Annotated in this window: 10 protein-coding genes; 5 read left to right on the plus strand and 5 right to left on the minus strand. The window is 44.5% G+C overall.

Annotated features, from left to right (window positions below; translation table 11 throughout):
- Positions 1–75: 75 nt before the first annotated feature.
- The 3 genes from ACFI6J_RS17400 to ACFI6J_RS17410 all read right to left on the minus strand — a co-directional run bounded on the left by ACFI6J_RS17400 (position 76) and on the right by ACFI6J_RS17410 (position 5,328).
- Complete coding sequence (locus ACFI6J_RS17400) at positions 76–2,724, minus strand: M1 family metallopeptidase (protein ID WP_156078514.1); 2,649 nt, start codon at positions 2,722–2,724, stop codon at positions 76–78.
- Positions 2,725–2,950: 226 nt separating this feature from the next.
- Complete coding sequence (locus ACFI6J_RS17405; RefSeq protein WP_014979626.1) at positions 2,951–4,870, minus strand: methyl-accepting chemotaxis protein; 1,920 nt, start codon at positions 4,868–4,870, stop codon at positions 2,951–2,953.
- 206 nt (positions 4,871–5,076) lie between these two features.
- Positions 5,077–5,328 carry a hypothetical protein gene (locus ACFI6J_RS17410; RefSeq protein ID WP_014949892.1) on the minus strand — a complete coding sequence of 84 codons (252 nt, stop codon included), beginning with the start codon at positions 5,326–5,328 and terminating at the stop codon, positions 5,077–5,079.
- Positions 5,329–5,491: 163 nt separating this feature from the next.
- On the opposite strand from ACFI6J_RS17410, the gene ACFI6J_RS17415 reads away from it, so the two are divergent.
- On the plus strand, positions 5,492–5,896 hold the full coding sequence (locus ACFI6J_RS17415; RefSeq protein ID WP_278345632.1) for a type 2 periplasmic-binding domain-containing protein: 405 nt from the start codon (positions 5,492–5,494) through the stop codon (positions 5,894–5,896).
- Positions 5,897–6,006: 110 nt separating this feature from the next.
- Here ACFI6J_RS17415 and ACFI6J_RS17420 read toward each other — a convergent pair whose 3' ends face one another.
- Positions 6,007–6,915 (minus strand): LysR family transcriptional regulator, encoded by a 909-nt coding sequence (locus tag ACFI6J_RS17420; protein WP_014949894.1) that lies wholly within the window; start codon positions 6,913–6,915, stop codon positions 6,007–6,009.
- Positions 6,916–7,023: 108 nt separating this feature from the next.
- Between ACFI6J_RS17420 and ACFI6J_RS17425 the strand changes: the two genes are divergently transcribed.
- The 4 genes from ACFI6J_RS17425 (at position 7,024) to ACFI6J_RS17440 (ending at position 12,262) form a co-directional block, all read left to right on the plus strand.
- Complete coding sequence (locus tag ACFI6J_RS17425; protein WP_110288677.1) at positions 7,024–7,890, plus strand: type 1 glutamine amidotransferase domain-containing protein; 867 nt, start codon at positions 7,024–7,026, stop codon at positions 7,888–7,890.
- A 14-nt stretch (positions 7,891–7,904) separates the two neighbouring features.
- The gene (locus tag ACFI6J_RS17430; protein WP_282762194.1) at positions 7,905–9,059 is read left to right on the plus strand and encodes an iron-containing alcohol dehydrogenase; all 1,155 of its coding nucleotides are present in this window, start codon (positions 7,905–7,907) and stop codon (positions 9,057–9,059) included.
- A gap of 65 nt (positions 9,060–9,124) precedes the next feature.
- Complete coding sequence (locus ACFI6J_RS17435; protein ID WP_014949897.1) at positions 9,125–10,231, plus strand: NADH:flavin oxidoreductase/NADH oxidase; 1,107 nt, start codon at positions 9,125–9,127, stop codon at positions 10,229–10,231.
- A gap of 147 nt (positions 10,232–10,378) precedes the next feature.
- Complete coding sequence (locus ACFI6J_RS17440; RefSeq protein ID WP_061486057.1) at positions 10,379–12,262, plus strand: putative bifunctional diguanylate cyclase/phosphodiesterase; 1,884 nt, start codon at positions 10,379–10,381, stop codon at positions 12,260–12,262.
- A gap of 146 nt (positions 12,263–12,408) precedes the next feature.
- Here the strand turns inward: ACFI6J_RS17440 and ACFI6J_RS17445 are convergent, their stop codons facing one another.
- On the minus strand, positions 12,409–13,080 hold the full coding sequence (locus ACFI6J_RS17445) for a nitroreductase (RefSeq protein ID WP_014949899.1): 672 nt from the start codon (positions 13,078–13,080) through the stop codon (positions 12,409–12,411).
- Between the last annotated feature and the right edge of the window lie 65 nt (positions 13,081–13,145).

Consider the following 13,145-nt stretch of genomic DNA (forward strand, 5'->3'; position numbering starts at 1 on the left):
AGAGCGCCTAGTGGACGCTCTTTCAATCATAACTTTAGGACAAAAAGCTCTGGGTAAACGCCTTTTCGTTGTTGCCTATAACTGCTCGTTTAAGAAGGCGTTAAAGTCTGCCTGAAATGCAGATTTCAGCCGCATACACTGTTGAGACTCGTCCTGCATAATTTCGACACCGCGTGCCATTCCTTGATAAGTCTCGCTAATTGGCGCGTAGAACGCATTGGCCATTTCTAAGTTTTCAGCCGAACAGGTTGTTGAAACAAATTCCGGCATTCTGCTTACATGGTAATCAGGCATTTTTGCTAGTAGCGCGTCTTTATTCTTACTAAGCCACTCATACAATAGCGTATGATCGTCTAAGTTACGTGCTACTCTCACCACCATATACATGGTATTTGCAGGCGTAATATCATCGGTAAGCGCTAAATCTAACATTTTAAAGACGGTTGCTTTGTCTTCAAAGTACATCGAATACACCAGCGTGCTTTTCACGTTTGGCAACTGTGCTTTTTTAAATGCCTCTACAATTGTATTAAACCATGTGCCCTGCTCGCCTTGTTCACTATTTCGCGTAGCAATTTCAATTGCTGTACCGGCAATACCGGAAGGAACACTGCTAGTATCTGCAAGGTACTGTTTCGCTATTTTAACGCTTTGTTCAACAAGTTGATCATTGTTCGAATGAGTACCCAGTAAGCTGTATATCTGGTTACGCAGGCGAATGACATCTGCGTTATCCTGCTCACTTTGAGACAAGGTTAGCTTGTTTAACAAAGGCATATAATTTTGATTTAGAAGCTTTGCATAGGCGGCTTTATTGTCTTCATTTACTAAATAACTAAACTCAGCTAACACGCCAACAGCCGCACGAATGACCGCAGGGTCATCATCTTTTGCCAAACTATTAAGCACCTTCATCACGCTGTCTACACCTACTTGATCTGCGTTTAACAGCGCCTGGTAGTTGTATAGCACATTTTTCTTTTCACGCTTATTTAGCGCGTCAATGTTATTTAGCAGTGCGTTTAGCTGAGCTGGTTCAATTGACCAACGGAAGTAACCTGTTGCATTGTCATTAGGGTATACCCAGTCTGCTTCAGCAAGCTGAGGTAAAACTGTGGTTTCTTTATCAATAAAAACCACTTCGTTTAGTATTTTTCCGTTTGATTGATAAGTCAGCTTTAATGGAACTGCCCATGTCTTATCCTCCACGGTCGCGCCAGCAAGGTGAAAACGGGACTGGGTTAATTTGCCATCTTTTGAAATATGAATAAGTGGGTAGCCCGGCTGTTCCAAGTAAGCTTTCATCATGGCGCTTAAGTTGAAATCAGACACTTCATCTAGGGCGCGCCACAAATCATCTGCTACGGTATTACCCCAAGCATGGGTATTCATGTAGTTTTGAACACCTTCACGAAACTTTTCTGTACCAATTAGCGATTCAATCATTTGTAAAATTGACTCACCTTTTGAGTAGTTCAAGCCCAACCCATCCATCACATCTGGCTGACTTTTCACTACCTTTTTAACAGGTTTCACCGTGGGACTAGCATCTGCACCAAATGCTCCCTCTTGTACTATGCGATCGGCGTAGTTCAACTCTGGATACAAGGTTTTCATGGTATGGCTTGCAGCCCAAGACGCAAACGCTTCGTTCAGCCATAGGTCATCCCACCACGCCATTGTTACCAAGTTGCCAAACCATTGGTGAGCAAGTTCATGCGCAATAACATTTAGCGGTCGTGAACGCTCTGTGACGCTTGGGTTATCTTCTAGCAGTAACAAACTATCGCGATAGGTAATTAAACCTACGTTTTCCATTGCACCGTGGGTAAAGTTGGGTACGGCAACAAAATCCATTTTTTTATAGGGGTACTTGATACCGAAAAAATCTTCTAGCGAGGCTAGGATTTCTGGGATGTGTTTGATAACAAATTTGGTTTTATCGGCATACCCTTTTGGAACGTATATTTTTCCTGGCACCGACAGCCCAGAAATTTCAGCACTATCAAAGGGCCCTACGGTATAGGCAATAAGATAAGTCGGCATGGGCTTAGTTTTTTCAAACACTACGGTTTTAATCCCGTTTTCCACTGTCACCTTTTCAACAGGTGTATTACCCACAATTTCCTGATGTTCGGGAGAACTGATGGTCATTTGATAAGGAATTTTGAAGTTTGGCTCATCAAAACTTGGAAACGCTTTTCGCGCATGCATATCTTCAAACTGGGTAAATATATAGTTGGTCTCTTCAAAACGTGACAGATACATGCCATCTGAAGACGTGTTCACTTTCCCTTCAAACGTAATCTCTAACGTATACTTCCCAGGCGCAATCTCATCTTGCGATTCGCCCCAATTGATGTCGTATTCTCCAATCGTAACATTTAGAGGAAAGCTGCTGCTTCCAGACACTAAACGTGCAGAAGTCACGGTCAAATCTTGCTGATAAAAGCCCACTTTCTTAGTTGGGGTTTTAACCGTTATATCAATATTCGTTTTTCCAGAATATGTAGGGTTGTCAGGGTCGATATTTAAGTGAATGTGTTGAAATGTGGGAGCGATTGTTGACGGTAAGCGGTATTCAACATCAGCAAGTGTCTTTTTCGCGGGTGATACGACTGCAGATGCAGTTTGCGCTTCTTGCGCCACTACTGCCGTTGTCGATAGCGATGTGAATGCAAAAACACTCGCTACCACACCAGCTAGTGTAGATAGTTGTTTCATTATGGTTTATCCATGTTGTGGGAAAATCCCTATATTCATCCATGGGTAAGAATAAATATCAAAAAGAGCCTTAGCAATCTAAAGCCCTTTTGGCATTGGTTCAAATTGTTACTATTCATGTCAACCGCAAGAATTGTGCATTTCAGCGTACATTGACTCTGGCGATATATCTTGTTTCTGCTTCGCTGCCTGCTGACAGCCAAATCGATTGAATAAGCCAGTAACTCTAGAAATGGTATCGTCGCAACTGCATTTGCATTTGCTTAACTTGCTGAACTAAGGCTTCACAGTTATCTACCACTTCTTTTGCATAGGTAGTATTGGCATTGCCCACCTGTTGAATACTGCTTACCCCTTTATTCACATCGTTAGCAACCTCTGTTTGTCCTTCAGCCATTGTGGCAGCGTCTCGGTTTAACGTTGTGATGCGTGCAACAGCGTCAAGCGCCTGCTTTAACGAATCGCCAGCATGTTTTGTGGTGTCCACGGTTTTATAGGCGGTTTCTTTATTTTGCTGCATTTTTTCAGAAGCCACGCGGCTACCTTGCTGAAGGCGTTCAATCATATTGCGAATTTCTTCCGTGGAAGACTGCGTTCTGCTTGCTAGCGAGCGGACTTCGTCAGCGACAACGGCAAAGCCACGTCCCTGCTCACCAGCGCGAGCCGCTTCAATAGCTGCATTGAGCGCAAGTAGATTCGTTTGCTCTGCGATATTCCTGATAACTTCCATTACACCGCTAATTTCTTCACTTGCCTGAGCCAACTCAGTGATAACCTGTACTGACGCGTCCACATCGCTTGCCTGAGACTGGATGTCTTTAATGGTTTGCGCCAGAACGCTTACGCTGTTTCGCGTATCTTGATCGGCAGCGTGTGCCGCTTCACTTGAACTGCGAATGGTTGACGACACAGTTTGTGCATTCTGCTGCATTAATGAAATGGCGTTATTAATTGACTCCGTTTCTCGGCTAAGTTGTGAAACGGTATCTTTGGATTGCAACGCTGTTGCATTTAACCTTTCTGACTTTGCTAGCATGTGGTCGGTGGCTTCGTCCACACTCTGCAACGTGTCTTGTAACTGGCTAAGAAGCCCATTAAACGCTCTTGCCATGGTGCCAAACTCGTCGCTTCTTGATGCCTGAAAACGGAACGTTAAATCTCCCTCACCAGAAGACAAGTTGTTTACTACCCCAATGAATTCTTCAAGTGGCTTGCCAACAATATACTTAACGAGCAACCAAATGGTGATCAAAATTCCCACGCTCGCCAATACGATTTTAAGTACAACAACCAACACAGAGCTTCGAACCATAGCCGATTTTTCTGACGTCGACGCCACTAATATAATATCGTACCCCCAAGGCGAAAACGGTACCACTTCTACAACCCAGTCATCATTAGGTTGAAGGGCGTCGGCCACCTGCCGATCATTCACATGTGCGGAATGCATGCGAATGTTACCTTTTGCATCACGAAGGGCAACAAAGCCTTCTTTTAGCACGTGACTTTGCTTAATGGCTTGCTCTAAAACGTTAAGGTCGGCTGAGTATCCCACATACCAGATGCCCACAACGTCACCGCTGCTGTTAAACATTGGCTCGTAACCTGTTAAATAAGGGCTACCCAAAATATCAACCGCACCGTAATACGCTTCCTGCTGATTAATCTTTTTGATCGCCTTGCCATCAGGGGCCAACTTAGTGCCAATCGCCCTCTCGCCATTTTTAATGACATTGGTACTCACGCGAATATAGTCGTCTCCTGTTTTACTAAAAAGCGTGGCTGTGCCTCCCATTACGCTTGTCAGGTTATCGACCAAATCGAATGTGTTGGCTTGCTCCGCATTGCCCAACCTTAGCTGCCGAGCCTGCGTATTTTTAACGGTAACAATATCGGTTTGATTAGGCTCACCGATTGCCTCACCTCGTTGTTTAAGCAACGCCATACTGCTTTTGACGCGTTCAAGCATGATAGAGTCAGTCACAGTAAGAATATTCACTAAACGATCGGCGGTGTTCTTCTTTTGCTCTTGAACAAGGGTTGAAACATTTGAGGAAGTGGTGATAACCGTTGCCACGGCAACAATTAAAGCGAACAAAGCGATAACAGCAGAAATAGAAAATAGAAACTTTCTTTGAATGGACATTTATCATCTCGATATGTAGACGTTTAATACAAAGCCATTCCGTTGCGCTTTCTAACCTCGGCCTTAAATTTTTTTACCAAACAGCACAACGGCTTGAGGCAGCAATCCCTTTATATTAATTTAGGCAAAAATTACGTAAGAGCAAATTATCCAAACGTTTATATTTTAAAAAAGTTGTCCAATTAACAACCGATTATCAGTCTGTGCTACTTCATGGTCACCTTTGTGCCAACAATTTTCAGTGCCGGTGCACCTCGAATTAAGGCATTCCTTGCAAACTGTCCGTGACAAGAAGGACATATTCCTTCTTCATGAGTAAAGTCCTCAACTATTCTCTCTTTAAAGCATTTAACCAACGCGCCTTTGCCGCCTTTTCGATATTTAAATAGCTGGAATTTGCACTTGGAGCAATAAATTTGCACGGTTCTGACCGGCCCTTTTGCATTAGGTTTTGCCATAATTTCTCTTTGTATGTTTTAGGATCCTTCAAATTTCACCTTTTGTCGAAATGCGACAAATTGTAAATCTCGGTTATACTTTCGTGAGGGCGCGTCGCCCTTGGGTACAAACCACTAGCATGCTTGCCTCGATGTTAGCGAGTTAAGAACGAAGGTAATATCAATGAAGATAGTTGCAGCCCTGTGCTTTTTAATGTCTGCGCCGATTTATGCCGGTACAGCCGTGATAATAAATGCCAACAACAATTCTGGGATCGATATCGATACCGTCAAGAAAATATATCTGGGAAAAGTAAAAGCATTTCCCGATGGAAGTCGCGCAATTCCCCTTACCTTCGAACAAGGTAATAATATCAGAGACGCTTTTAAAAATAATGTGCTTGGAAAATCTGAATCACAATACTCTGCATTCTGGTCGAAGCTTGTGTTTACTGGCAGAGGCACACCGCCTGAAATGATAGCAACTGAGGATGAGATGTTAAATCTTGTCGCGACCAACCCCAATACCATAGGTTTTGTGGATGAAGGTAAAGTTGATGGCACGGTAAAAGTTGTTGGTACATTTTAGGGCCTGCTGTTGTTTAATATTCAGCAAAGACCAACAAGCCCTGGTTATTTAATCTAGGAACAATTGGCGACGCCTTGTCTAGATGCGTCGCCCTTTTTAGGCCTCTAGCTTCAATCAGGAAGTGTCGAAAGATAGTTAATGTTTGCAAAAGCCATTATGACATCTTTGGCGAAGTCGACCCTAGGATGACGAAGCGCTCCCTTTTTCCACACTAAATAAACATCATTTTCTGGGCCTGGCTTGCCCAGCGCGACCAATTCGCCTTTTGCAATACCTTCTTTACATAAGTAGTCAGGCAAAACGGAATAACCAATTCCCGCTTTGATAATACTACTTATTGCTCTTATATCGGGGCAAACAGCCGCGACAGGCGACTCACAAGCGGCATTAAATACCTCCGAAAAGTATCGCCGAACAAGCGGCAACTGTTCATCATACGTCACTACTTTATGTTGGTTGAGTAGCGCTGCCGATATTTCTCTTTCTCCCAGCAACTTTCCCTGCACACGGTTCATCACTAAGATTAAGCGCTCTTTATCCAACTTCTGATATTCATACATCGCGTCAGTGGGCTCAGAGGCCGTAATGGCAAGCTCCGCTACATCGTTCTCCAACAAATGATAAATATTACTTTTGTTGCCGGTATGGATCACTAAATTCACTTTATCGGCCTGAAGCAAGTTAGCAAGTGCCGGACCTGCCACCAGACTGAGGTATTCCGCAGGTCCTGCAAGGTGTAAAGTGCCGTGATCGGTGGAAGCACGACTGCGAATAGAAGCCACTTTCTGCTCTAACGTATCAATGTGACTGGCTACTTGCAGCGCCAAGTCATCAGCGATAGCCGTTGGCTCAACGCCTCTCGCTTTTCTTATGAACAACTCTTTACCGACAATATTCTCCATAGCTTGTATGTGAGAAGTAACCGCTGGCTGAGACATATGAAGGCGAGCTGCAGCACGTGTAATGTTGCCGCTTCGATAAACTTCTACAAAGGTTTTTAACTGTGTTAAGTAAGACATAATCCCTACCCATCAGATTTTTGATGACTCATCACAATTTATCTGACTTCTCGATGTAAGCCAACCTCTCTAAGATACACGCACTTTCTAATGCGACAGGAGCTGCACATGAAATCAGCATCATCAATTTTATCGCTCGCCATTATTGCGGGTTTATCACAGTCGGCCTATGCGGCAGACGTTAAAGCTGCGAATACCAGTAAAGGCGAAATACTTGTACTACTTTCAAGTGAAAATGTAATGCAGCTTGCAGATGGCAAAACAGAGCCTACAGGCTATTACCTTAACGAGTTTGGGGTGCCGGCAAAAGCATTGGTAGACGCAGGCTACAAACTGGTATTGGCCACGCCAAAAGGCAATGCGCCATCTGTAGATAAAAAGTCAGTAATACCGCAATACTTTGATGGCGGCGAATCGCAAATGCGAGACATTCAAACGTTTGTAGCGTCAATAGAAGGCATTGATGACACGCTGTCATTGAGCGAAGTGATTGGACAAGGGCTAGAAGAGTTTGAAGGCGTATTCATTCCAGGCGGTCATGCACCGCTTATCGACCTGGCAAACAATCCTCAAGTGGGTGAAATTTTGTCTCACTTTCACAGTGAAGGAAAACCTACTGCCGCTATCTGCCATGGCCCAATCGCCTTACTTTCTGGGCAATCTAACCCGCAGGCATTTGAACTGGCATTGAAATCCGGTGAGCAAGCCTCATCTGAGAGTTGGATTTATGATGGCTACAAAATGACAATCTTCTCCACACCGGAAGAGGCCTATTTTGAAAGCACGTTAAACGACGCAACGTTATTGTACTACCCAGCAGACGCCATGGCGCAAGCGGGTGGCAAGATGGAATTCAAAGAAATGTGGGCGCCCAATGTAGTAGTAGACCGTGAGCTTATTACAGGCCAAAACCCGTTTTCTGATGAACTGTTAGCTGAAAAGCTTTTACAACAGTTAAATTCACAATCTAATTAAGGACAGGCAACACTATGCTTAATTTTACGTTTAAGAATCAAACCGAAATTTTGTTCGGCAAAGGGCAACTAAGTGAAGTGTCTTCACGTTTGCCGAAACAAGCAAAAGTCCTCTTCCTCTACGGTGGCGGCTCAATTAAGAAAAATGGTATTTACGATAAAGTAACGACTGCACTAGCAGGTGCTGAAATTATTGAATTTCAGGGTGTTGAACCAAACCCAGAATTTGAAACACTGATGAAAGCTGTGAATGTCGCCCGTGAAAATGACGTGAACTTCATTCTTGCGGTTGGCGGTGGAAGTGTTATTGATGGCGCGAAATTTGTAGCTGCTGCCGTTAACTTTGCAGGCGATCCGTGGGACATACTTGTTAAAGGTGCAGCATTTGAAAATCCATTACCTATTGGCGCAGTACTTACTTTACCTGCGACAGGGTCTGAGAGTAACGGTAACTCGGTAGTAAACAGAAAAGAAACGTCGCAAAAACGCGCGTTTTCTTCTGAAACAGTTCAGCCTGTTTTTGCCGTACTCGATCCTGAGTTCACCTATTCACTACCACCACGTCAAGTATCGAACGGCGTGGTTGATGCTTTTGTTCACGTGATTGAGCAATACCTTACCTACCCTGTAAACGCACCGCTTCAAGACCGCTTTGCAGAAGGAATTTTACAAACCTTAGTTCAAGAAGGCCCTAAAGCGTTAGCGACGCCTGAAGATTACGATGTGCGTGCAAACGTAATGTGGTCAGCAACAATGGCGCTTAACGGATTAATCGGCAAAGGTGTACCGCAAGACTGGGGCACTCATATGATAGGTCACGAACTTACTGCGTTACACGGTTTAGATCACGCCGTGACCCTAGCAATTGTTCTACCGTCGTTAATGTTCGTGCAGCGTGACAAAAAGCAGGAAAAAATTCTGCAGCTAGGTGAGCGCGTGTTTGGCATTCAGGAAAATGACAAAGAAAAGGCCATCGACTTAACCATAAAAGCGGTTCAGGACTTTTTTGAAACTATGCAGGTTAAAACCCGCCTGTCAGACCACAACATTGAAAAGTCTGCCATTGATGGACTAATCGAGAACCTTGAACGCAACGGCTTAACAGCGCTTGGCGAGCATGGTGACATCGACCTTGCTAAAGCCCGTGAAATTCTAACTCTTGCGGCATAACCCCTAGATTTTAAAGCACTCAGCCTTCGCTGAGTGCTTTTGTGTTTATTTAAAAAGAGAGAAATATGACTGCATTATTTGAACAATTTTCGTTAAAAGACGTGACGCTTCGCAATCGTATTGCTGTGCCTCCTATGTGCCAATACTCTGCAGAAGATGGGTTTACAAATCAGTGGCATGAAGCAAACTACCAGTCATTTGCCCGAGGCGGTGCTGGATTGGTTATCGTTGAGGCAACCGCCGTCTCGCCAGAAGGACGCATCACGCCAAATTGCTTAGGTATTTGGAAAGATGAACACGTTAGTGGCTTAAAAAATGTTGCTGATCGTATAAAAAGCCAAGGCGCTGTTGCTGGAATTCAAATTGCACATGCAGGGCGCAAAGCGAGTGCTAACCGCCCTTGGGAAGGTGATGACCACATTCAGCCAAGTGAAGAAAAAGGGTGGCAGCCTATTGGACCTTCGGCAGAAGCCTTTGGGGCACACTTACCTGTTACGCCTACAGAAATGACCAAAGCCGATATTGAGCGCGTTAAGAGTGACTTTGTGAAAGGTGCCCAGCGCGCGCTTGAAGCTGGATTCGAGTGGCTTGAACTGCATTTTGCCCACGGTTATTTGGCTCAAAGCTTTTTCTCGAAGCACGCCAATAAGCGTACCGACGAATACGGCGGTGATGCGCAAGGCCGTGGTCGATTCTTACTTGAAACACTGAGCGCAGTGCGCGCGGTTTGGCCTGAAAACCTACCGCTTACCGTACGCTTTGGCGTTATCGAATACGATGGTGATGACGAACAGACGTTGAGCGAGTCTATCGAACTTGTAAAACAGTTCAAAGAAATTGGTACTGATTTCGTTAGCGTTAGCGTTGGCTTTAACACGCCTGATGCGAATATTCCTTGGGGCCCGGCTTTCCTTGCTCCAATTGCTAAAAAGGTACGTGATGAAGCCGGGATCCCGGTTGCTACAGCGTGGGGAGTAGACACACCAGAGCTCGCCAACGATACCATTGAAAACCAACAACTTGACGTTGTTATGGTAGGTAGAATGCATCTTACTAACCCACACTGGTCTTACTTTGCAGCGAAAAAGCTAGGCGTTGAAAAACCATCTTGGGTAATGCCTGCACCATATGCACACTGGTTGGAGCGTTACGCACCATCAGACGAAAGGTAGTTATTGACTTTACGGGCAGCAGTGTTTTCGAGCACTGCTGTGTTTTTCCTCGTCTTTTGCCAATAACGTATAACGTTGCGTCTCTGCACTTGCTTTTTTCCAAGTTAGGTTTAAGGTTGCTATAAACCTCCTTCAAGATTTGGAAGAATGCAGGTTAAAGATTTTTTTTCCTCATCAGCAAAGCTTGCTGATCTAACGTCACTCCGAAGGCGCCGTGTCATTCAAATAAGCGCGGTAACAGGCTTCGGGCTTTTCGCTTCGTCTCTGGTCGCGAGAGGCATAACTTTTGATATCTTTTTACTGGGCTTGTTCTCATTAATCGTCACTGGCTCGCTCGCATACAAGTATTACGTTACCACCAGCAGTTACCTACTTTTAGGCGCTATGTCGTCAATGCTGTTTGCCCTATCCGCAACAGGTGCAGGCGTATTTGATATCGCCATGATTGGCTACCCTGGCGTCATCATATTTGCGGCTTTATTAGGTGGAATTGCCCTATTTGGCACCGTTTTATCTTTAGTGCTTCTACAGTGCATTACGCTTACGTGGTTGATAATGCACGATGTGGTAACACCAAACCCGCCTATTTTGAGCTGGTCTCATGTGCTTTTCATCATGGTTATTTACGTTATTACGGGCTTCAGCGTTTTTATTTTGATACAGGATATTCGTCGGCTTATGCAGTCACTGCAGCAAGAGGTGTCTAAAGTTGAGCAAAATAGAGCACATATCCAGCACTTAGCACATCACGATCCGCTCACAAACTTGCCAAATAGGATTTTGGGCGAGCGACTTTTCAACGAAAAGCTACGAGAGAGTGAAGAAAAAGGGCTTCAGCTCGCGCTGCTGTTCATAGACTTAGACAACTTTAAACCCGTGAATGACGCTCTTGGTCATGCTGCGGGCGATCGGTTTCTTCAAAAAATATCTCAAACCATCACCGACCACCTATCCACAAAGCAAAGTTTAATACGCTTCGGTGGCGATGAGTTTATTGTGTTGGCGCCAGAAATATCAGACAAATCTGAAATCGATGACTTATGTAAGAACTTAATTACGTGGTGTTCGAACGAATTCGAAGTGCTGCAAACCAAAGTGGTAGTATCGGGTTCAATTGGTGTAGCACAAGCGCCTTATGACGGAATTAAATTTAAACAGCTGTGCCGAAAAGCAGATATTGCAATGTACGAAGCGAAACGCAACGGTAGAAATAGATACGAATACTATGACGTTCGCTTTGACGAAGAAAACGATGAAAAATTCACACTTATTCAGCGTTTGCGCCCGGCCGTGCATGCCAATGAATTCGAGGTGTACTACCAACCGTTGATAGACCTTGCCTCTAACAAGGTTCAAGCAGTAGAGGCGCTTTTGAGATGGCCTCAGAAAGACGGATCAATGATATTCCCCGACAAGTTCATACCTTTAGCGGAAAGCAGTGGCTTGATCATCCCTCTTGGTGCGTGGGTGTTAAACCAAGCTTGTGAATTTTGCGCTAAACAGCATGAAAACGGTCATACTAATCTTACGGTTGCCGTAAACTTATCCTTCGCACAATTCAAAGATGGTACGCTCCCCGCTGTCGTTGAGCAGGCCTTACAAAATTCACAATTAGCACCGCAATTTTTAGAGCTGGAGCTAACTGAAACCATACTCGCGGATGAAAATGGCACCACTGGCGAACAGCTCGAAGCGATTAAATCGTTAGGCGTGCACTTTGCTATTGATGATTTTGGTACCGGTTACTCTAATTTAAATTATCTACAGACATTTAGCGCTCGCAAACTCAAAATAGACCGCATTTTTATCAACACCTTGGGCATTGGGGAAAACGACGCACCTTTAGTTGCAGCAATAATCAGTATTGCCGACAGCCTTGGCATGAAAGCGGTAGCTGAAGGTATTGAAAGTAAACCCGCTTTAGAAAAGCTAATAAAAATGGGATGTGACTTGGGGCAAGGCTATTATTGGAGCAAGCCACTCCCCGCGCCCGAGGTAGAACGATTCTTAAGTAATCATCCAACAAAGTAACCACTTAAACTAAGAAGTCGGAAATGTTTCGTTGTGAAGGCGCTGTTTTAGAAGCTGATGATATTTCAAACGGACGTTTTCATGCCGATGGCTTAACGCAGCATTGGCTTGCTGAAAAAATAACAATCTGCCTAAATCGAAAAACGCTAAAACCCGTGATACGTCACAAACTCTTCGTTGTCGGCGCGAGTTGAGCGAACCTCGTTTGCAGCGAACTCTGGGTCTGGATAGCCCAAGGCTATGCAAATCATAATGGCCTCATCATCAGGGATGTTAGCGTGCTTGTGTACTACATCGGACTGCATAATGCCCTGACCATTGATAACACAACCAAGCCCTAAGTCCCATGCAGCTAGCACAATGCCATACGCCAGCGACCCTAAACCAAACTGCGTGATCCCTGCTGGCTCTAAAGCCTTGTCATAGGTAAGCACCAAAGAAACGGGCGCATCAAACTGCCTAAAGCCGCGCATCATCCAATCCATACGCTTTTCCTTGTCTTCTCGGGTTATTCCCATTACGTCAAACAGCTGTATGGCTACATCAATTTGACGCTGACGGTGAATCCCCTCGTAATCCTCTTTGTATGGAAAGTCTCGAACGTGCGGTTTACCTTCAAGTGTATTTTTGGTGTTGCCTTCACGAATTTTATCAAGCACGTCGCCTGTTACTGCATGAATTTTCCAGGTTTGCGTGTTATAGGACGATGGCGCCCACTTCGCTGTGTTGATAATCGCGTCTACTGTTTCCTTAGTAACAGGCTGTTTAGTGAACCCTCTAACACTCTTTCTTGATGCTGCAAACTCGGCAAAATTCATACACTTCCTTAAACGCGGTAATTGAACTTGTTAAGTTAGAGTAAACACGACGAGTTTGCTCTTCA

The sequence above is a fragment of the Alteromonas sp. G4i13 genome (assembly GCF_054960505.1).